This is a genomic window from Staphylococcus sp. GDX8P54P, assembly GCF_017893165.1.
GTDB lineage: Bacteria > Bacillota > Bacilli > Staphylococcales > Staphylococcaceae > Staphylococcus > Staphylococcus borealis.
The window spans coordinates 58,309-80,620 of sequence record NZ_JAESMM010000027.1; the positions used below are offsets into that span (position 1 = coordinate 58,309).

Here is a 22,312-nt window from a genome sequence, read left to right on the forward strand (position 1 = left end):
ACTAAAACAACTTCAACTGAATATTTTAAGGAGGCCAAATCGATGGCAACTCACCCATTTGAATTATTTAATTTAGACTCAAAACTTATAGAAGCAATTAAAGACTTAAAATTTGATAAACCAACTGAAATACAAAATAGAATAATTCCAAGAATTAAAAAAGGCGTCAATTTAATAGGTCAATCTCAAACAGGTACAGGAAAATCACATGCATTTTTATTACCACTTATGGATAAAATAGACGAAGAAAACAAAGAACCTCAATCTATTGTGGTAGCGCCAACTAGAGAATTAGCGCAGCAATTATATCAAGCAGCTAGTCATTTAGCTCGTTTTAAACAAGGGGTTAAGGTAAGCCTTTTTATAGGTGGTACAGATATTGAAAAAGATAGACAACGAACTAATAATCAACCTCAATTAGTTATTGGAACACCGACTAGAATTAATGATTTAGCTCAAAGTGGGCATTTACATGCGCATTTGGCATCATACCTCGTTGTTGACGAAGCTGATTTAATGATTGACTTAGGCCTTATCGAAGATGTAGATTTAATTGCTTCACGCTTAGATGAAAATGCGCATATAGCAGTTTTCAGTGCTACGATTCCTAAATCATTACAACCATTTTTAAATAAATATCTAAGCAATCCGGAATATGTAGAAGTGGATTCCAAGTCTCAAAATAAAAAAAATATTGAATTCTATTTAATTCCAACTAAAGGAACTGAAAAAGTAGATAAAACACTTCAATTAATCGATATTTTAAATCCATACTTATGTATCGTTTTCTGTAATAGTAGAGATAATGCGGATGAGCTGGCAAATTCACTCAATGCTGCTGGAATTAAAGTTGGCATGATACACGGAGGTTTAACACCAAGAGAACGTAAGCAACAAATGAAACGTATACGCAATTTAGAGTTTCAATTTGTAATCGCAAGTGATTTAGCTTCTCGAGGTATAGACATTGAAAGCGTTAGTCATGTTATTAATTTTGACGTACCTAAAGATATCGACTTTTTCACTCACCGCGTTGGTAGAACAGGTAGGGGTAACTATAAAGGTGTAGCAATCACACTTTATAGTCCTGATGAAGAGAATCTAATTACGTTAATTGAGGATAAAGGCTACCATTTTGAAAATGTTGATGTAAAACATAATGAATTAACACCAATTAAAGCGCATAACACACGACGTAAACGTGAAAGAAAAGATGACCACTTAACAAACGAAGTCAAACATAAAGTACGTAGTAAGACTAAAAATAAAGTAAAACCAGGTTATAAGAAGAAATTTAAACAAGAAGTTGAACGAATGAAAAGACAAGAAAGAAAACAATTTAGTAAGAGACAAAATAGACAGCAACGAAAAAATAATAAAAAAGGTTAGGTGAACATCATGTTAATTGGATCACATGTATCAATGAGTGGGAAAAAAATGTTAGAAGGCTCTGCTGAAGAAGCGCATAAATTAGGTGAATCAACATTTATGATTTATACAGGTGCACCTCAAAACACGCGACGAAAAAGCATTGAAGATCTAAATATTGAAAAAGGCCACGAAGTTATGAATAAATATGGTTTATCTAATCTAGTGGTTCATGCACCATACATTATCAACATTGCAAACACTACAAAGCCCGAAGTTTTTCAGTTAGGTGTAGACTTCCTTCAAAATGAAATAGAACGAACACAAGCACTTGGTGCCAAAGATATCGTTCTGCATCCAGGTGCCCATGTTGGTGCGGGTGCTGAGAAGGGTATTCAACAAATTATCAAAGGGTTAAATGAAGTTTTAACTCATGATAATGATGTGCGTATTGCATTAGAAACTATGGCTGGAAAAGGTTCTGAAGTAGGACGCACGTTCGAAGAAATTGCTCAAATCATTGATGGTGTCACACATAATGATCGATTATCAATCTGTTTTGATACATGTCATACTCATGATGCAGGGTATAATATCAAAGATGATTTTGATGGCGTATTAAATGAATTTGATAAAATTATTGGTTTAGACCGAATAAAAGTAGTTCATGTCAATGACAGTAAAAATGAACAAGGTGCGCATAAAGATAGACATGAAAATATTGGTTTCGGACACATTGGTTTCGATGCACTTAATTATGTAGTGCATCATGATGCTTTTAAAGATATTCCTAAAATTTTAGAAACGCCTTATGTCGGTGAAGATAAGAAAAATAAGAAAGCACCTTATAAATTTGAAATTGAAATGTTAAAGGCACAACAATTCGATTCTGAATTAAAAAATAAAATTCTTCAGCAATAGTTGATTTTACTGATTTGTAGTTAGCGATAGTATTAAGCATATACTTTGTCATTGCTTAATACCTAACTAACTCTAAAAATAAAACTTCATTGCTCTAGTTAGCCATATGGGTGGTACAATCAATTCTAAATGAATTTTGTATCACCCTTTTCTAAATAACAAAAACAAGTCGTAAACATTACTATTTACAATATATGAACTTAATTGTATAGTATTAAACGAGGTGAAATAATGAGCCAACCTGTATTTGAATTAAAAAACATAGATTATTATTTTGAAAATAAGCAAGTATTAGATAACATCAACATTCACATAAATAAAGGTGAATTTTTGGCAATTGTCGGCCCAAATGGCGCTGGTAAGTCAACTTTACTTAAAATCATATTAGGATTACTACCTTTACAAAAAGGCGAAATATATATTGATGGCAAATCATATAAGAAGCAAAATCAATCGGAATTAAAAATTAGTTATGTATCACAAAAAGCTACAGCTTTCAATGCTGGATTTCCAGCTAGCGTTAAAGAAGTTGTTCTCAGTGGACTTACAAAAACGAAAAAGTTATTCCAAAGATTTAATAAAAAGGATGAGGCATTAGTTGATACCGTATTAACGAGATTGAATATTCAACATCTTATCAATAAAAATATTGCAGAACTTTCAGGTGGACAACAACAACGTGTATTAATTGCTAGGGCATTAATATCTAATCCCTCAGTACTTGTATTAGACGAACCTACAAATGGTATCGATGCTAAACATGTTAGTGAATTCTATGAAACACTTGAGCAATTAAAGCATGAGGGCATTACAATTATACTAGTTACTCATGACATTGGTGTTGTAGCAGATACAGCAACAGAAGTAGCATGCTTAAATAAACATTTACATTTCCATGGATCGACTGAAGAATTTAAAAAGTTAGATGAAGTTGAAATTTCGAAAATATATGGTCATCCCGTTAAATTTGTAGATCATCAACATAATAGAGAATGTTGCGAAGCTTAAAATTTAATATATTAGGAGTTTAAAAATGAACAGTTTTATCAAACAAGTTAGTGGTGATATCCATGATTGATGCGTTATTAAATTTTGACTTCATGAGATATTCATTACTTAGTGGGATTTTAATAGGGTTTATTGCACCTTTGATTGGTGCTTTTATTGTTGTAAGAAGATTATCTTTGATTGCAGACGCATTAAGTCACGTCACATTAGGCGGCATTTCCTTTGGTATGTTTGTATTGACTTTATCACCTGCACTCGCTATTATCAATCCAATGTGGTTTGGAATATTATTTGCCATAATAGGTGCAATACTAATCGAAAAGTTAAGAACATCATACTCTAATTATCAAGAGATTGCTATTCCTATTATTATGAGTGCTGGGATAGCGCTCAGCGCCATTTTCATCTCTCTTGCTGACGGATTTAACCAAGAGATCGTAGGCTTATTATTTGGTTCAATAAGTGCAGTAAGTCTTAGCGATTTATTAACGGTTGTCGTTATTGCTATAGTTGTCGTGTTATTCATCGTATTATTCTATAAAGAACTATTTATTCTTTCATTTGATGAAGAATATAGCAAAGTTATAAATATTCCCAAATGGATTCAATTCCTATTTATAGTTATTGTTGCTATGGTTATCTCGGCTTCAATGAGAGTTGTTGGGATTTTATTAGTCAGTGCTTTAATAACATTACCAATTGCTATAGCTATGCGAATTACTAAAGGTTTCAAACAATTAATCATTTTAAGTGTTATAATTGGTGAATTCTCAGTAATATTAGGACTTATACTTGCATTTTATATGAATATTTCACCTGGTGGTGTTATTGTAGTACTATTAGTTTTATTATTAGGACTTACAATGTTATTCCAAAAATCAACCGTAAGACTTAAAAAGGGGAAATAACTTATGAATACAAATGATGCAATTAAAATTTTAAAAGATAACGGTTTGAAATATACAAAAAAACGTGAAGATATGATAAATATTTTTGTTAATGAAGATAAATATATCAATGCTAAGCATATACAAAAACAATTAGACAAAGATTACCCAGGCATATCTTTTGATACTATTTACCGTAACTTACACTTATTTAAAGATTTGAAAATTATTGAAAGTACTGAATTAGATGGAGAAATGAAATTTAGAATTGCTTGCATGAATCATCATCATCATCATTTTATTTGTGAAAATTGTGGTGACACTAAAGTTATTGACTATTGCCCAATCGATCAAATTAAATCTTATTTACCAAATGTTGATATTCATACGCATAAGTTAGAAGTTTATGGTGTATGTGAAGCATGTCAAAAATCAAAATAAATTTTAAATTAATACATTCTATAAACTAAGCAAGCCGGGAGTGGACGACGAATTGAAAACAATTCTGTCCACTCCGCTTTTTTAATCTATTTAAGTGGAAAACCAGTTGAAATATAGGCCAAAAGTAGGATTTATTTAAAAATGACGAAATATTGACTCGTATTATGTTTAAAAGCTACCTTTTTGAGATATATTATATAAGTAAGTTGATAATAAGCGTATTAATATTAGTTGCAAGCAAATATTTTGTTGCTTTGTTAATAACTTGTTATTATAAATGTAACGAATTTTTAGGAGGATGATTAAATATGGCTTTTGAATTACCAAATTTACCATATGCAGCAGATGCATTAGAACCACACATTGACAAACAAACTATGGAAATCCATCATGACAAACACCACAACACTTATGTTACTAAATTAAATTCTGCAGTTGAGGGTACAGATTTTGAATCTAAATCAATTGAAGAAATTGTTGCTAACTTAGATAGTGTACCTGAAGATATTCAAACAGCTGTTCGTAATAATGGTGGCGGACACTTAAATCACTCATTATTCTGGGAATTATTAACTCCTAATTCTGAAGAAAAAGGTACTGTTGTTGATAAAATTAAAGAACAATGGGGCTCTTTAGACGAATTCAAAAAAGAATTTGCTGATAAAGCAGCAGCTCGTTTCGGTTCAGGTTGGGCTTGGTTAGTAGTTAATAATGGTCAATTAGAAATTGTTACTACACCAAACCAAGATAACCCATTAACTGAAGGTAAAACACCTATCTTAGGCTTAGATGTTTGGGAACACGCTTATTACCTTAAATATCAAAACAAACGTCCAGATTATATCAGTGCTTTCTGGAATGTTGTTAACTGGGAAAAAGTTGACGAATTATATAATGCAACAAAATAATTCTGCTTTTTCAATTTAGCAAGTGGTCTCTTTATGAGGCCACTTTTTTTATGAAAATGATGGTAATATGTCTCATTTTCATATATCATTTATGAGTAAACATGTTTAATAATTGAGGTAGGTTATCTTGCTTAAAAGATTAAAAGAAAAGTCAAATGATGAAAAAATAAAGCACACAATGAATAAACGAATTAGCTTCGTATTTGGTGCTATTATAGTTATATTTGGAATTATAGTTTTAAGATTAGGATATTTACAGATTGCACAAGGTTCACATTACAGTCAATTAGTTAAAAATGACGAGAACATAACTGTAAATGAATCCGTACCTAGAGGGCGAATTCTAGATAGAAATGGAAAAGTCTTAGTAGATAACGCATCTAAACTAACGATTACATACACTAGATCTCGAAAAACAAGTCAAAAAGATATGTTAGATACTGCTAAAAAATTGTCATCTTTAATTTCTATGAAGACAAATAAAATCACTGAAAGAGATAAACAAGATTTTTGGATTCAGAAACATCCTGATGAAGTTGATACATTGATGAAAAAAGAAATGTCGATGCTAAATGAAGGCAGTATCTCTCAAGATCAATATGATAAACAGTTATATAAGAAAGTCGGCGATAAACAAATTGAGAGTTTATCAAAAAAAGACTTACAGGTTTTAGCAATTTATCGTGAAATGGCTGCTGGTTCTACAATGAATCCACAAACAATTAAAAACGAAGATGTAAGTGAAAAAGAATATGCTGCAGTATCACAACAGTTAGATAATCTTCCAGGTGTCAATACAACAATGGATTGGGATCGTCGCTATCCATATGGAGATACTTTGAGAAGTATATTTGGAAGCGTCTCTACGTCGAGTGAAGGTATTCCTAAAGAATTAACTGAACAATATTTAGCTAAAGGCTATTCTAGAAATGACAGAGTCGGCAAATCTTATTTAGAGTATCAATATGAAGATATTTTACGTGGTAAAAAGAAAGAAATGAAATATACAACTGATAAATCTGGAAAAGTTATCAATTCTGAAGTCATCAATCCTGGATCTAGAGGTGATGATTTACAATTAACAATCGATATAGATTTACAGAAAAAAGTTGAATCATTATTAGAAAATCAAATTAAAACATTACGTAGCCAAGGTGCTAAAGATATGGATAATGCGCTAATTGTGGTCCAAAATCCTAAAAATGGTGATATTTTAGCAATGGCAGGAAAACAGATTGATAAAAATGGTAATCTTACTGATTATGATTTAGGTAACTTTACCGGCCAATTTGCAGTTGGATCTTCTGTCAAAGGTGGAACTTTACTAGCAGGATATCAAAATAACGCTATAAAAGTAGGCGAAGAAATGATAGATGAGCCATTGCATTTCAAAGGCGGATTAACTAAGCGTTCATACTTTAATAAAAATGATAAAGTTAGAATTAATGATAAAGAGGCTTTAATGCATTCATCTAACGTTTATATGTTTAAAACCGCACTGAAATTAGCTGGTGATCCTTATTATAGTGGTATGGGCTTACCATCAGATATAAGGGAAGCTGGTCAGAAGTTAAGAAAAGGGCTAAACCAAGTTGGATTAGGTGTTAAGACAGGTATTGATTTACCGAATGAAACAATAGGTCAAATTGAACCCTTAACCAATAATTCAGGAAATTACCTTGATTTGTCAATTGGACAATATGATACGTATAGTCCAATCCAGTTATCACAATACGTTTCTACAATTGCAAATGATGGATATAGAATCCAACCACATATAGGTTTGGCCATTCATGATGCTACAAATAGTGATGACATCGGTCCAGTTAAACAAAAAATTAAAGGTAATGTCTTAAACAAAGTAAATAATTCAGAAGATGAAATTAAAGAAGTACAAAAAGGATTTGAAATGGCATTCAATGAAAAAGATGGAACAGGCTATTCAAGTTTCCACAAAACAAAAGTACCTTCTGCAGGGAAAACTGGTACTGCCGAAGTATTCCAAGATGGTGAATCAAGAGTTAATTCAACTTATATAGGTTATGCACCAATCAAAAATCCTAAGCTATCATTTTCAATTGTATACACGAATCAACCCGTTCCACCACCATGGTTAAATGGCGGAGATTTAGGTAGAGACGTCATTAATTATTATTTTGATGATAAAAAGTAACCCATTCACTTTTAATTGATTGAAATTATTAATGTATAAAAAATAATACTTTTCAATTATTGTACTAAGTGGTATGATAATAAAGTCGTATTTAGAAAAGGTAAGGAGGATTTAACATGCGCGTAAATGTAACATTAGCTTGTACAGAATGTGGAGATAGAAACTATATTTCTACTAAAAACAAAAGAACTAATCCTGAACGTGTTGAAATGAAAAAATATTGTTCACGTGATAATAAACACACTTTACACCGTGAAACTAAATAATAGCTAACTAAAGCTTTATAAAAATAATTTAAAGCTACAATGCAAATTTGTAGTAGCTAACTAAGCTGATAAGAACTTGTTTAGAGTTTTTATCAGCTTTTATTACTTTAAGGAGGCAAGACAATCATTCATAAGAATGCCGTCTACCTCCTTTTTTATTTCATCTAAATGACATCACCTTTTAATAACGTTATAATATATATAGTGTTAAAAGGGTGGGGATTTTATGAGTAAAAAAGAGATTAGAAAAGATATATTATCTCGAATGAAACAATTAAACAAAGAACACAAACAACAAGCAGACACTTGGTTAAAAGATCAATTGATTAATAGTCAATTATATAAAAATGCTAATAGAATAGGTATTGTCTTATCTATGCCTCATGAGGTTGATACATACCCAATTATCGAATCGATGTTAGCTGATAATAAACATGTCTTCGTTCCTGACACAAACTATAAGTTGAAAGAAATGAATTTTAAAGAAATATTATCTTTTAATAGTCTTGAAAAAGATGAAAAAGGCTTATTATATGTTAATGAAGATACTGAAATCACTGATAACCTAGATTTGATAGTTGTTCCTGGTGTAGCATTTAGAAATGATGGCTATCGTATAGGCTATGGTGGGGGATATTATGATCGGTTTTTAAGTCAGTCTGAAGCTAGTACTGTTAGCTTACTCTATGACTTGCAACTATCACAGTTCGATATTGAGTCTCATGACCAACCTGTTGACGAACTAATCATCTTTAATACTTAATTATATTTGGAGGAATTAATGGATACAGAAAAATACTTCTGGAAGTCTATCTATTATTTTATTAAATATTATAACTTTGACCTTGTTAATATTGATAAAAATGATAGTGAAGTCTGGCTAATACATAAAAAAAAGAATACGCTAGCGATATTTAGAAAAGAGATCGTCTCTAACCAAGAAATTCAGTTTGATAAAGCGAAAATGATTGATAATTACAAGCAATTTGAAAATGAGCTTAATTGCAAACTAAAAAACATTAAATACTATTATTTTACTGAACAAGCATTTCAGTATGATGAATTTGCTAAATCTAGTCCAATTAAAATAGAGTGTCTACGCATCGCTAATAACAATGATTTACACAAATTGATTCATCATCACTTATTAACTAAGTTATTATTCAAAAAAGATAACAAGCTTTCTACTTATTATAAAAGGCGCGTATTATCAAATAATCCAATTGATAAACATATGTTACGTTTCACCCCAATGACATACGGCTTAATCACAGTCAATGTATTGATATGGTTAATTATGATACTCTATTTAAACCATTTTTCAGACGTTAAATTATTAGATTTAGGTGGTTTAGTACACTTTAATGTCGTTCATGGCGAATGGTATCGACTGATTACCTCCATGTTTTTACATTTTAATTTTGAACATATTTTAATGAATATGTTGTCATTATTTATTTTCGGGAAAATTGTTGAATCAATCGTTGGTCCATTGAAAATGTTAGGTATATATATAATTTCTGGTTTACTTGGTAATTTTATATCCCTATCATTTAATATTCATACTGTTTCAGTTGGAGCGAGTGGCGCAATTTTTGGTCTAATAGGCGCTATTTTCGCGATGATGTTTGTTAGTAAGACGTTTACTCGAAAGGTAATTGGCCAAATGTTAATCGCCTTATTAGTGTTGATAGTCTTATCATTATTTATGTCTAATATTAATATAATGGCACATCTAGGCGGATTTATTGGTGGCGTTTTAATTACCTTAATTGGCTATTATTTTTGGACAAATCGAAATTTATTTTGGGTTTTCTTAATTATATTACTTGTTTTATTTGTAGCTTTACAAGTAAGAATTTTTACTATTAAAGAACAAAATATATATGATAAATTAATCGAAGATGCCATCTTAGATTATGACTATAAAGAGGCTAGTTCAATCGTTAATCATACGATTGATAAAGGTTATGATGATGATCGAACTTATTATTTAAAAGGATTAATAACAGCTACAACAAGTTCAAGAGCAGAAGGAATGGCAGATTGGGAACGCGGACTAAAAAATCATCCTAATTCCGGTCTTTTAAATTATGAATTGGCAATAGCTAATAGAGCGCTTGATGATAATGAAAAAGCACTCACTTATGTAAAAAAAGCTCTAGCTATTGATTCTAATAATAATAATTATAAAAATTTAAAAAAAGAGTTGGAAAAGACAAATGAATCGAGAAATTAATAATTTCTATGATGTATTACAACTTCTGAAACGTTATGGTTTTATAATTTATTTTAAAAATCCAAACGATATGTATGAAATGATGTTACAAGAAATCAAATCATTACATCATTACGAATTATTATCTAAAGATGAATATCTAAAATGTATTTTACTAATTAACCAAAGAAGGAATGAGCATAAATGAAAAATATTATTTTAGCAGCTGATATTGGTGGGACAACTTGTAAACTTGGTATATTCGACGGTGAGCTTGAGCAACTACACAAATGGTCAATCAAAACAGATACGTCTGATCATACGGGTAAAACCTTATTAAAGAATATCTATGATTCATTTATAGAAACACTTGCAACACATCAATTAAGTATCGATGATGTGATCGGTGTCGGGATAGGTGTGCCTGGTCCTGTTGATTTCGAAACAGGTATTGTTAATGGGGCAGTCAATTTACATTGGCCTGGAAATGTTAATGTTCGTCAAATATTTAGTGAATTTGTTAACTGTCCAGTTTATGTAGATAATGATGCTAACGTAGCAGCCTTAGGAGAAAAGCATAAAGGTGCAGGTCAAGGTGCTGATGACGTCGTTGCAATCACTTTAGGTACAGGTTTAGGTGGCGGTATTATCTCAAACGGTGAACTTGTACATGGTCATAATGGTTCTGGCGCAGAAATAGGTCATATCCGAACTGATTTTGACCAACGCTTTAATTGCAATTGTGGTAAATCTGGTTGTATAGAGACCGTTGCCTCAGCTACGGGTGTTGTTAATTTAATTGATTTTTATTATCCTAAATTAACATTTAAATCATCAATATTACCGTTAATTAAAGAAAATAAAGTGACAGCTAAAGCTGTATTTGATGCGGCTAAAGCAGGAGACCAATTCTGTATTTTTATTACTGAAAAAGTTGCAAATCATATTGCATACTTATGTAGTATTATTAGCGCAACAAGTAATCCAAAATATATTGTTTTAGGTGGTGGTATGTCTACTGCTGGATTAATTTTAATTGAAAATATTAAAACAGAGTATCACAACTTAACATTCACTCCTGCTCAGAAGGATACAGAAATTGTACAAGCACAACTAGGTAACGACGCTGGCATCACTGGTGCAGCAGGACTTATTAAAACATATATACTAGAAAAGGATGGTGTTAAATAATGGCAATTGTCGATGTTGTTATTATTCCAGTTGGAACTGAAGGTCCAAGTGTTAGTAAATATATTGCAGAAATACAAATGAAGCTTGAATCATTTAAGCAAGAAGGTAAAATTGATTATCAATTAACACCTATGAATACACTTATTGAAGGTGATCTAAAAGACTTGTTTGAAGTAGTACAAGCAATTCATGAATTACCATTCAGCAAAGGTATAGATAGAGTTTGCACAAACTTGCGAATAGACGATAGACGAGACAAAACACGTAAAATGAACGATAAATTAAAGTCTGTGCAGAAACATATCGATAAACAAGGAGAATAATATGAGAATCTCAAGCTTGAGTTTAGGACTAGTAGATACTAATGCGTACTTTGTCGAAAATGAAGACAGTGTTATTTTAATTGATCCGGCTGGTGAATCAGATAAAATCTTTAAAAAATTAAATCAAATTAACAAACCATTAAAAGCAATTTTATTAACACATGCGCACTTTGATCATATTGCAGCTTTAGATGAAGTAATTAATAAATATAATGTTCCATTATACATGCATAAAGAAGAATTCAGTTTTCTGACTGATTCTGAAAAAAATGGTTCTGCTAAATTCAAACAGTATGGTATGCCTTTAATCACTAGCGAAGCCAAACCATTAGCATTAGACGAAGGCAAACATAACATTGCTGATTTTGAATTTAATGTACTTCATACACCTGGTCATTCTCCAGGAAGTTTGACGTATGTGTTTAAGGAATTCGCAGTAGTTGGTGATACTTTGTTCAATAATGGAATTGGACGTACAGATTTATATCGTGGCGATTATGAAACACTTGTTGATTCAATTAAAGATAAATTATTTGAATTAGAAGGTGATTTGCCATTATTCCCTGGTCATGGTCCGTATACAACTGTGGATGATGAACAGTTAAATCCATTTTTAGATGGACAATAAAATAAAGTAATTTCTTTTCCTCCTACGTTTATATATGTAGGAGGTATTTTTTTGAAGTTACTATTCAGAGAAATTGTAAATAAGGCCATTTCAAAAAATGCGAGTGATATACATTTCATCCCTTCAGTAGATGAAGTACATATTAAGTTTAGAATTAATGACTCTCTTGAACTATATGAAACCTTTAACTTAGATGTATACCAAAAATTACTCGTATTTATGAAATTCAGATCTGGCTTAGATGTTTCTTCACAACAAATTGCTCAAAGTGGTCGATATACTTATCAAGCTAAATCTACATACTATTTAAGAATTTCAACTTTACCATTATCATTAGGGCTAGAAAGCTGTGTAATAAGGATAATTCCTCAATATTTTAAAGCTAAGAAAGAATATAAAGCGTTTGAAGATTTTAAGCATTTAGTAAATAAAAAGCAAGGTTTAATTTTATTCACTGGTCCAACAGGATCTGGTAAAAGTACATTGATGTATCAGATGGTGCTACACGCTTACAAAGAGCTAAATTTGAACGTCATCACTATTGAAAACCCGGTAGAACAATTACTTAAAGGCATTACTCAAGTATCTATCAATAAAAAAGCAGGAATTGATTATGTTAGTTCATTCAAAGCAATATTGAGATGTGATCCAGATATAATTTTAATAGGGGAAATACGCGATGCTGAAGTAGCTAAATGTGTAATTCAAGCAAGTTTAAGCGGGCACCTTGTTCTATCGACAATGCATTCTGCTAATTGCAAAGGCGCTCTATTAAGGTTAATTGAAATGGGAATTTCAAAACAAGAATTAACGCAATCTATCAATATCATTTCAAATCAAAGGTTAATTACAACAACACAGAACGAACGACGTCTGATTTGTGAAACGATTGATAGGCATCAAATTGAATATTTTTTTTATCATAAACAAACTTTACCGCATAATTTTAATAATTTAGAACATCAATTAAATTTATTATCCAAAGAGGGAACGATTTGTGAAGATACTGCAAACAAATATTTTTAATTTTCCATCAAAGAATTTAACTAGTGCTCAAATGATACATTTACTAGAAACGCTGACGAACTTATTAAAAAGTGGGTTTACATTACTTGAAAGTTTTGAATTTATCAATTTATATTTTAAATACAGAGATAAAGAATTAAATAATAAAATTATGACATCTATTAAAACAGGTAAAACATGCTATGATATTTTACAATTAATAGGTTATCCTAATTCAATCACCACTCAAGTATATTTTTCACAAAAATATGGAACTCTAGAAGATGCTTTAGAAGAGTCTATAAAATATATGAAAACAAACTTATCTGCAAAACAAAAAGTGATTAAAGCTGTTCAATATCCATTGTTATTATGCACCGTTTTCATGTGCATGATTATTGTTTTGAATTATACTGTAATCCCTCAATTTGAACAATTATACGTATCTATGGATGTTAATTTATCATTCTATCAAAAATTTTTAACATCTATGATTACCTCTTTACCAACAATTATCTTTATAAGTTTCATCATCTTACTTATAACGATTTCAACGTTCATCATCATTCTATTTCGCTTGAATACCTCAAAAAAAGTACTTATTTTATCGTCATTACCATTAATCAACAATTATTATAAAATTTTTAAAACGTATCAACTCTCTAATGATTTAAGCTTATTTTATAAGAACGGTGTGAGTTTACAGGACATCGTTACAACTTACTTAGCTCAAAAAGAGAATGACTATTTAACTTATCTAGGAGATTTTCTAATGGATAAAACTAATAATGGCCTTTCTTTGGCAAATAGCCTGGCTATGATGCCTTGCTTTCAAGATGACTTGATTAAATTTATACAGCAAGGAGAAAAAAGTGGCAAATTAGATGTTGAACTAAAAATATACGCAACTATACTCATTAACCGATTTCAGGAAAAATCTGTTCAACATACTAAAGTGATTCAACCCATTATTTTTCTATTCTTAGGCATATTCATTGTTAGTTTATATTTAGTTATAATGCTACCTATGTTTCAATTAATGCAAAATATTAAATAATAAGGAGTTTTATATGAAGAGAACCGTTAAAAATATGAAGAAGTTAAAAGCCTTTACACTTATTGAAATGTTATTAGTATTGCTCATTATTAGCGTTCTATTAATATTAATCATTCCCAATATTGCTAAACAAACTGCTCATATACAGTCCACAGGCTGTGAGGCACAAGTAAAAATGGTAAATAGTCAGATAGAAGACTATACTCTAAAGCATAATCGTGCCCCAACTAACATAAATGAACTTGTTGCAGAAGGTTTAATAAAAGACGGACAAAAACAATGTCGCTCTGGAGAAACTATTGCTATATCAAATGGTGAGGCAATTGCGAATTAATAAATTGCCTGGATTTACACTACTTGAAACATTACTCACTTTAATTATTTTAATCATTTTCTTAAACAATTCCCCATATATTTATAAAACAAATCATTTAAATTTATTTGAGAGTAGATTAAAAATCAATAATATTATTGCTCAATTTGAATATCTTAAATCAAAAGCAATTGCCGAAAATCAATCTATCACATTAGTGCTTAATAAGAATGCTTCAGAAATGAAAGTGATAGAACAGAACGGAAAAAAATATACATTAAGTTTATTTGGAACAAAGATAATCTCTGTTGCAAAAGTACAAACACTCACATTTAATAATGAAGGGAAAATAAATCATTTTGGATCAATTATTTTAAAATATAAAACACACTTTTACAGAATAATTTTCCATATAGATAAAGGAAGGATACGTTTTGTCAAATTATCAAGTTAAAGGAAGTCTATTAATTGATAGTTTATTTAGTTTTATGGTGATGTCAGTCATTACTTTAACTTTTTTGCCACTATTACAACAATTCAATGTCAATTTGCGAAACCAATACGATATGCTAGATATGAAACAAGCAATCATGACTAGTCATAAATATTACAGCCATAATGAACTCAAAAAAGGAATTAACATAGGGAAATATGAAATTAAACTTTACAAAAATACGATATGTAATAACAATAATTCAGCAAAGAGAAAAGTTTGCATCCGACTTAGTAATTAAAGGTTTTACATTTATTGAAATGCTTATTTCTTTATTCATTACGATCCTCATTTTAACTGTAATGCCAAATTTAATTCGTTTAACCGATACATATTTAATTAACGCTTATGAATTTGATCAGTCAGAATATTCTTTTTTTCAAGTAGACCTAAATAAAATGACTAATTCTAAAACAATTACTATGAAATTGATAAACAATCATACTATTATGATTCAACGACAACATCAAAATGACTATATTAAGTTCCACAATCATAAGATTATTTTTGAAAGCAATAGTAAAGGAAATATCACGCTCTTAAATAATGTACTAGACGCGAATTTTATATCTAGGCAACGAGGAATTATAGAAGTAATTTTAAGAATTGGAAATGAGGTGAATTATTATGACAAAACACTCTTTATATAAGTTTAGTGGATTCATGAGCACTTACACTTTGCTAATTTTTATTATTTATTTGTCTGTCATCACTTTTTATACAACTCAATATAGTTTAAAATTGAAGACAATTCATAACATGAGTAGTTTTTATGACCAAAAAATTAATCAACTATTTGACAAAAGGTGAGGCTATTGAATAAGAAAAATTCACCAATAATACTTATTGGCTTTATGGGTACAGGTAAAAGCACTATAGGAGAATATTTATCCTTAGAGGAACAATTGAGTTTCATAGATTTAGATATTTACATTGAAATCAGAGAAAATAAAACAATACCTGACATTTTTAAAGATGTCGGAGAAATAGGATTTAGAGAATTAGAGTATAAATATTTATCGGAATGTACACAAAAATATGATGTCATTGCTACTGGTGGTGGTATTATCGAATACTCTAAATCATTAAATTATTTAAAACAGTATAAATACATTTTTTGGCTAGATTGTGACATAGATATTATCTTCAAAAGAGTTTTGAACGATAAACATAGACCAAATGCAATTGATAAATCTAAAAAACAGTTAAATAACTTGTATTTATCAAGGATTTCAAGATATAATGAAATCGCATTCATGAAAGTGAATAGTGATAAAACAATCAAAGAAATTTATAATGATATTATAAATTATCTATCTTGCGGTTGATCAGTATTAGAGAGAATAAAAATATTTTACTTAATTTAAAGTATCATCATTTTTATCGCCGAAGGTGCAAGTTAACTACTAAACTCTCAGGCAAAAGGATAATACTGTTACGCATTCCTGGATTAAGTGTATAAACAGGGTAGCTATTTGCTACTCTGTTTTTTATAAAAAATATAGGGGGTTTTCTAATGACAAGCGAATTAAAAAAAACACCATTGTATCAAAATTATGTAGATAGTGGTGCAAAAATTGTAGAATTCGGTGGATGGGCAATGCCTGTTCAATTTACAAGTATCAAAGAAGAACATAACGCAGTTAGATATGAAATAGGTATGTTCGATGTAAGCCACATGGGAGAAATCTCTATTAAAGGCAATGATGCTAGTAAATTTGTCCAATACTTACTTTCAAACGATACTAATAACCTAACTGACACTAAAGCTCAATATACTGCTTTATGTAATGAAGAGGGTGGTATTATTGATGATTTAGTAACATATAAAGTTGGCGATAATGATTATTTATTAATCGTTAATGCTGCTAACACAGATAAAGACTTTGCTTGGGTTGAAAAACATGCACCTAACTTTGATGTTGAAGTGTCAAATGTTTCTGATCAATTTGGTCAATTAGCAGTTCAAGGACCTAAAGCAAGAGATTTAGTTAGTGAATTAGTCGATATTGATGTAAGTGAAATGAAACCATTTGATTTCCAACAAAATGTTACTCTATTTGGAAAAAATGTTATTTTATCTCAATCTGGTTATACAGGTGAAGACGGGTTCGAAATCTACTGTGATGCTAAAGATACTGTAGATATTTGGAACGGCTTTATTGAACATAAAGTAGTACCATGTGGTCTTGGTGCACGAGATACTTTAAGATTAGAAGCTGGCTTACCTTTACATGGTCAAGATTTAACTGAATCTATTACACCTTATGAAGGCGGAATTGCCTTTGCTGCTAAACCATTAATCGAAGAAGATTTCATTGGTAAATCAGTATTAAAAGACCAAAAAGAAAATGGTTCAGAACGTAGAACTGTTGGTTTAGAATTACTTGATAAAGGTATTGCTAGAACAGGCTATCCAGTATTAGACCTTGACGGTAATGAAATTGGTGAAGTTACTTCAGGTACACAAGCACCATCTTCAGGTAAATCTATCGCAATGGCAATCATTAAGCGAGACGAGTTTGAAATGGGTCGTGAACTATTAGTTCAAGTACGTAAAAGACAACTCAAAGCTAAAATTGTTAAGAAAAACCAAATTGAAAAATAATTAAGGGGTGTGTATTGTGAGTCATCGTTATATACCATTAACAGAAAAAGATAAAAAAGAAATGTTAGAGAAAATTGGTGCTAGTTCAATTAATGAATTATTTGGAGATGTGCCAGAGGATATCTTATTAAATAGAGACTTAAATATTGCTAGTGGTGAAGCTGAAACTTCACTTTTAAGAAGATTGAATACAATTGCTAATAAAAACGTAACTAAAGAAACTCATACGTCTTTCTTAGGTGCAGGTGTGTATGATCACTATGCTCCAGCAGTTGTAGATGCTATGATTTCTCGTTCAGAATTCTATACAGCTTATACGCCATATCAACCTGAAATATCTCAAGGTGAGTTACAAGCTATTTTTGAATTCCAAACATTAATTTGTGAATTAACAGATATGGATGTAGCAAACTCATCTATGTATGACGGCATCACAAGTTTTGCTGAGGCTTGTATCTTAGCATTTAATCACACTAAGAAAAATAAAATCGTAGTTTCTAAAGGACTTCATTATCAAGCACTTCAAGTACTAAAAACTTACGTTAAAGTTAGAGAAGAATTTGAAATTGTAGAAGTTGACTTAGATGGTACAATTACAGACTTAGAAAAATTAGAACAAGCAGTAGATGATGAAACTGCAGCTGTTGCAGTTCAATATCCAAACTTCTATGGTTCAATTGAAGATTTAGAAAAAATCCAATCATTTATCGAAGGTAAAAAAGCATTATTTATCGTTTATGCTAATCCATTAGCTTTAGGATTATTAACACCTCCAGGTTCATTCGGAGCAGATATCGTAGTCGGAGACACACAACCATTTGGTATCCCAACACAATTTGGTGGACCTCATTGTGGTTACTTTGCTACAACTAAGAAATTAATGCGTAAAGTTCCTGGTAGATTAGTAGGACAAACTCAAGATGATGAAGGTAACCGCGGATTTGTTCTTACTTTACAAGCTCGTGAACAACATATCCGTCGTGATAAAGCTACTTCAAATATTTGTTCTAACCAAGCCTTAAACGCACTTGCATCATCAATTGCTATGTCAGCACTTGGTAAACAAGGTATTTATGATATTGCAGTTCAAAACTTAGAACACGCAAATTATGCTAAAAAACAATTTAAAGACAACGGTTTTGAAGTTCTTGATGGTACTTCATTCAATGAATTTGTTGTTAAATTCGACCAACCAATCAAAGATATAAATAAAAAGCTAGCTGAGGAAGGTTTCATTGGAGGCTTTGACTTAGGAGAAGCTTCAACAGACTTCGAAAACCATATGCTAATTGCTGTTACTGAATTAAGAACTAAAGATGAAATTGATACATTTGTTAAGAAAGCTGGTGAGCTAAATGGTAGTAAGTAAATCAAGTCCATTAATTTTTGAAAGATCAAGAGCAGGTAGATATGCATACTCATTACCTCAAAGCGATATTAAAACAGATTCAGTTGAGAGTATTCTTGACGATAAATTTATCCGTAAAAACAAAGCGGAATTCCCTGAAGTTGCTGAATTAGATTTAGTACGTCACTATACTGAATTATCTAATAAAAACTTCGGTGTTGATTCAGGTTTCTATCCATTAGGATCATGTACTATGAAATATAATCCAAAAATCAACGAGAAAGTAGCTCGTATTCCTGGATTTGCTGAATCACATCCATTACAAGAAGAAGATCAAGTTCAAGGTTCTTTAGAAGTTGTATACAGTTTACAAGAAGAACTTAAAGAAATTACTGGTATGGATGAAGTGACATTACAACCAGCTGCAGGTGCCCATGGTGAATGGACGGCTTTAATGATTTTCAAAGCATACCATTTAGATAATGGTGAAGGTCACCGTGATGAAGTAATTGTTCCTGACTCAGCACACGGTACAAACCCTGCATCTGCGTCATTTGCTGGATTTAAAGCTGTTACTGTTAAATCAAATGAACGTGGCGAAGTTGATATCGAAGACTTAAAACGTGTTGTTAACGAAAACACTGCTGCGATCATGTTAACAAACCCAAATACACTAGGTATTTTCGAGAAAAACATCATGGAAATCCGAGAAATTGTGCATGAAGCTGGCGGATTATTATACTATGATGGTGCAAACTTAAATGCCATCATGGATAAAGTACGTCCAGGAGACATGGGATTTGACGCAGTACACTTAAACTTACACAAAACATTCACTGGCCCTCACGGTGGCGGTGGCCCTGGTTCAGGACCAGTTGGTGTAAAAAAAGAATTAGCTAGTTATTTACCAAAACCAATGGTAATCAAAGATGGAGATACATTTAAATATGATAATGATATTAAAAACTCTATCGGAAGAGTTAAACCATTCTATGGTAACTTTGGTATCTATTTAAGAGCATACACATATATTAGAACAATGGGTGCAGAAGGTTTAAGAGAGGTTTCTGAAGCAGCAGTTCTAAATGCTAACTATATTAAAGCTAGCTTAAAAGACCACTACGAAATTCCATATGAACAATATTGTAAACATGAATTCGTATTAAGTGGATCAAAACAAAAAGAACATGGTGTTCGTACTTTAGATATGGCTAAACGTTTATTAGACTTCGGTGTACATCCACCAACAATTTACTTCCCACTAAATGTAGAGGAAGGTATGATGATTGAACCAACTGAGACAGAATCTAAAGAAACATTAGATTACTTTATTGATTCAATGATCCAAATTGCTGAAGAAGCTAAAAATGAACCTGATACAGTCTTAGAAGCACCACACAGTACAATCATTGATAGATTAGATGAAACTACTGCTGCACGTAAGCCTGTATTGAAATTTGAAAACCTTCACGAAGAAAAAGAATAATATTCATTTCTTGTCCCTGTAACCTTATAAATGGTTATAGGGACTATTTATATACATAGATTTGTACTTTGAAATTATACGTATTGTTAACACAATTTAAGAGATATTATTATAATACGCATAGATGTGTTGCATTAAAGGCGTAAAAAAACTCTTAAAGATTTTATCTTTAAGAGTTCATAACAGACATACGATTATTTTTTTGTTTTAATCTTACCAGTCCATTTTTTGTATCCGCCTTTTAACATATAAATATCTTTATAGCCATTCTTTTTTAGAATACGGGCTGCACGATAACCTGCAACACCATTTGCATCACAAAGATAAATTGGTTGATCTTTACGTAAACCTTGATATCTTTGACTAAACATTGATATTGGAATGTTACGAGCGCCGTTTATATGGCCGTAATCATAGTCTACTTTTTCACGAACATCAATCACTTGAGCTTTTCTTAAACCTTTATGAAATTCATTTTGCTCAAGTTCAGTTACTGCTCGTTTATTCATAAACCAATTTCCAAGCATATATAAAATAATAATGACTATAATAGCTAAAGCTATAATCAAAGATACATTCATATTGCATCCTCCCTAATTAACCGATATTATAATTATAAGACTGTTAGCTAAATTTATCAAAATTTTTTATTAGCTATTTTTATCAAAGTTTTATATGTAAAATTTAATATTTTCTTTAGTTAATTATATATTGTGATTGGAGTTTGTTTTATGACAGAGACATGGAATTTTATAAATACAGGAAGTCACGATCCATATTATAATATGGCAATGGATGAAGCGCTTTTAAACTTTGTATCAAGAGGGGAAATCGATCCTGTTGTTAGATTTTACACTTGGAATCCCGCAACATTATCAGTGGGATATTTTCAAAGATTAAAAAAAGAAATCGACATTGATAAAGTAAAAGAAAAAGGATTCGGGTTAGTTCGAAGACAAACGGGTGGTAGAGGTGTACTTCATGATAAAGAATTAACATATAGTGTTATTGTGTCAGAAGAACATCCTAATATGCCTTCTACTGTAACTGAAGCGTATCGTGTTATTTCTGAAGGGTTACTTGAAGGATTTAAATTACTAGGATTTGAAGCATATTTTGCGATTCCGCGTTCAAAAGAAGAACGAGAAAAATTAAAACAACCAAGAAGTGCCGTATGTTTTGACGCGCCAAGTTGGTATGAATTAGTTGTTGAGGGTAGAAAAATTGCAGGAAGTGCTCAAACTAGACAAAAAGGCGTCATTTTACAGCATGGTTCTTTATTACAAGATGTTGATGTTGATGAACTTTTCGACATGTTCACTTTTAAAAATGATCGTCTTAAAGATAAAATGAAAAAAGCATTTGTAGATAAAGCAGTGGCAATCAACGATATTGCTGATAGACATATAACAATTGAGGAAATGGAAAAAGCATTTGAAGAAGGCTTTAAAAAAGGATTAAATATTGAATTTAAACCACTTATTTTATCTGATAAGCAAATGGAAGAAGTAAAAGAATTAGAAGAAAAATATCGTTCTGATGAATGGTTATATAAAAAATAAAAAGACAGTAAATGTGTTTTTAAATTGATGTGCACTCTAAAAATTGGAATTAAATTCTGACTTTATAGGGTGCACTTTTATTTCAGTCAACTACTGCCAATATATATT

23 protein-coding genes, 1 pseudogene and 1 riboswitch are annotated in these 22,312 nt (G+C 30.9%); of the genes and pseudogenes, 23 read left to right on the top strand and 1 reads right to left on the bottom strand.

Features of this window, described 5'->3' with window-relative positions; all coding sequences use genetic code 11:
* The first annotated feature begins 42 nt into the window (after positions 1-42).
* From KA909_RS10050 to gcvPB, 22 genes and pseudogenes are all read left to right on the top strand, one after another.
* The gene (locus KA909_RS10050) at positions 43-1,389 is read left to right on the top strand and encodes a DEAD/DEAH box helicase (RefSeq protein WP_210130169.1); all 1,347 of its coding nucleotides are present in this window, start codon (positions 43-45) and stop codon (positions 1,387-1,389) included.
* Positions 1,390-1,398: 9 nt separating this feature from the next.
* The gene (locus KA909_RS10055; RefSeq protein WP_053029507.1) at positions 1,399-2,289 is read left to right on the top strand and encodes a deoxyribonuclease IV; all 891 of its coding nucleotides are present in this window, start codon (positions 1,399-1,401) and stop codon (positions 2,287-2,289) included.
* 231 nt (positions 2,290-2,520) lie between these two features.
* The gene (locus KA909_RS10060; protein WP_053029506.1) at positions 2,521-3,297 is read left to right on the top strand and encodes a metal ABC transporter ATP-binding protein; all 777 of its coding nucleotides are present in this window, start codon (positions 2,521-2,523) and stop codon (positions 3,295-3,297) included.
* A 62-nt stretch (positions 3,298-3,359) separates the two neighbouring features.
* Positions 3,360-4,222, top strand: a pseudogene (locus KA909_RS10065) (metal ABC transporter permease).
* Complete coding sequence (locus KA909_RS10070; protein ID WP_075108718.1) at positions 4,209-4,625, top strand: Fur family transcriptional regulator; 417 nt, start codon at positions 4,209-4,211, stop codon at positions 4,623-4,625. The pseudogene KA909_RS10065 and the gene KA909_RS10070 overlap by 14 nt, the downstream one beginning before the upstream one ends.
* Positions 4,626-4,933: 308 nt before the next feature.
* Complete coding sequence (locus KA909_RS10075) at positions 4,934-5,533, top strand: superoxide dismutase (RefSeq protein ID WP_193839288.1); 600 nt, start codon at positions 4,934-4,936, stop codon at positions 5,531-5,533.
* Positions 5,534-5,660: 127 nt separating this feature from the next.
* Positions 5,661-7,706: a peptidoglycan D,D-transpeptidase FtsI family protein gene (locus tag KA909_RS10080; protein WP_075108719.1), complete on the top strand. Its 2,046-nt coding sequence runs from the start codon at positions 5,661-5,663 to the stop codon at positions 7,704-7,706.
* A 116-nt stretch (positions 7,707-7,822) separates the two neighbouring features.
* Positions 7,823-7,972, top strand: coding sequence for a 50S ribosomal protein L33 (gene rpmG / locus KA909_RS10085; RefSeq protein ID WP_011275661.1), 150 nt, complete (start codon positions 7,823-7,825; stop codon positions 7,970-7,972).
* Between the two features lie 226 nt (positions 7,973-8,198).
* Positions 8,199-8,735: a 5-formyltetrahydrofolate cyclo-ligase gene (locus KA909_RS10090; RefSeq protein WP_193839289.1), complete on the top strand. Its 537-nt coding sequence runs from the start codon at positions 8,199-8,201 to the stop codon at positions 8,733-8,735.
* 18 nt (positions 8,736-8,753) lie between these two features.
* Entirely contained in the window at positions 8,754-10,211 is a 1,458-nt protein-coding gene (locus tag KA909_RS10095; RefSeq protein WP_193839290.1) for a rhomboid family protein, read from the top strand.
* A complete protein-coding gene (locus KA909_RS10100) occupies positions 10,195-10,398 on the top strand; it encodes a YqgQ family protein (RefSeq protein ID WP_053029500.1) in 204 nt (67 codons plus the stop codon). The genes KA909_RS10095 and KA909_RS10100 overlap by 17 nt, the downstream gene beginning before the upstream one ends.
* Complete coding sequence (locus tag KA909_RS10105; protein WP_075108722.1) at positions 10,395-11,381, top strand: ROK family glucokinase; 987 nt, start codon at positions 10,395-10,397, stop codon at positions 11,379-11,381. The genes KA909_RS10100 and KA909_RS10105 overlap by 4 nt, the downstream gene beginning before the upstream one ends.
* Complete coding sequence (locus tag KA909_RS10110; RefSeq protein WP_193839291.1) at positions 11,381-11,704, top strand: MTH1187 family thiamine-binding protein; 324 nt, start codon at positions 11,381-11,383, stop codon at positions 11,702-11,704. Before KA909_RS10105 ends, KA909_RS10110 begins: the two co-directional genes overlap by 1 nt.
* A gap of 1 nt (position 11,705) precedes the next feature.
* The gene (locus KA909_RS10115) at positions 11,706-12,332 is read left to right on the top strand and encodes an MBL fold metallo-hydrolase (RefSeq protein WP_193839292.1); all 627 of its coding nucleotides are present in this window, start codon (positions 11,706-11,708) and stop codon (positions 12,330-12,332) included.
* 51 nt (positions 12,333-12,383) lie between these two features.
* On the top strand, positions 12,384-13,358 hold the full coding sequence (gene comGA / locus KA909_RS10120) for a competence type IV pilus ATPase ComGA (protein WP_210130170.1): 975 nt from the start codon (positions 12,384-12,386) through the stop codon (positions 13,356-13,358).
* On the top strand, positions 13,330-14,394 hold the full coding sequence (gene comGB, locus KA909_RS10125) for a competence type IV pilus assembly protein ComGB (RefSeq protein WP_481906437.1): 1,065 nt from the start codon (positions 13,330-13,332) through the stop codon (positions 14,392-14,394). The genes comGA and comGB overlap by 29 nt, the downstream gene beginning before the upstream one ends.
* A 13-nt stretch (positions 14,395-14,407) precedes the next feature.
* Entirely contained in the window at positions 14,408-14,728 is a 321-nt protein-coding gene (gene comGC, locus KA909_RS10130) for a competence type IV pilus major pilin ComGC (protein WP_210130171.1), read from the top strand.
* Positions 14,709-15,161: a competence type IV pilus minor pilin ComGD gene (gene comGD / locus KA909_RS10135; RefSeq protein ID WP_348634712.1), complete on the top strand. Its 453-nt coding sequence runs from the start codon at positions 14,709-14,711 to the stop codon at positions 15,159-15,161. The genes comGC and comGD overlap by 20 nt, the downstream gene beginning before the upstream one ends.
* Positions 15,162-16,054: 893 nt before the next feature.
* Positions 16,055-16,528 (top strand): shikimate kinase, encoded by a 474-nt coding sequence (locus tag KA909_RS10140; RefSeq protein ID WP_075108732.1) that lies wholly within the window; start codon positions 16,055-16,057, stop codon positions 16,526-16,528.
* Positions 16,525-16,640, top strand: a riboswitch (glycine riboswitch). Its footprint overlaps the gene before it by 4 nt.
* Before the next feature lie 76 nt (positions 16,641-16,716).
* Positions 16,717-17,808, top strand: coding sequence for a glycine cleavage system aminomethyltransferase GcvT (gene gcvT, locus KA909_RS10145; RefSeq protein WP_075108730.1), 1,092 nt, complete (start codon positions 16,717-16,719; stop codon positions 17,806-17,808).
* A 16-nt stretch (positions 17,809-17,824) separates the two neighbouring features.
* Positions 17,825-19,177, top strand: a complete 1,353-nt coding sequence (gene gcvPA / locus KA909_RS10150; protein ID WP_193839296.1) for an aminomethyl-transferring glycine dehydrogenase subunit GcvPA — start codon at positions 17,825-17,827, stop codon at positions 19,175-19,177.
* Positions 19,164-20,642 (top strand): aminomethyl-transferring glycine dehydrogenase subunit GcvPB, encoded by a 1,479-nt coding sequence (gcvPB, locus tag KA909_RS10155; protein WP_053029489.1) that lies wholly within the window; start codon positions 19,164-19,166, stop codon positions 20,640-20,642. The genes gcvPA and gcvPB overlap by 14 nt, the downstream gene beginning before the upstream one ends.
* A gap of 194 nt (positions 20,643-20,836) precedes the next feature.
* Here the strand turns inward: gcvPB and KA909_RS10160 are convergent, their stop codons facing one another.
* Complete coding sequence (locus KA909_RS10160; RefSeq protein WP_011275678.1) at positions 20,837-21,223, bottom strand: rhodanese-like domain-containing protein; 387 nt, start codon at positions 21,221-21,223, stop codon at positions 20,837-20,839.
* 150 nt (positions 21,224-21,373) lie between these two features.
* Between KA909_RS10160 and KA909_RS10165 the strand changes: the two genes are divergently transcribed.
* Positions 21,374-22,204, top strand: a complete 831-nt coding sequence (locus KA909_RS10165; RefSeq protein WP_053029488.1) for a lipoate--protein ligase family protein — start codon at positions 21,374-21,376, stop codon at positions 22,202-22,204.
* Positions 22,205-22,312 lie beyond the last annotated feature (108 nt).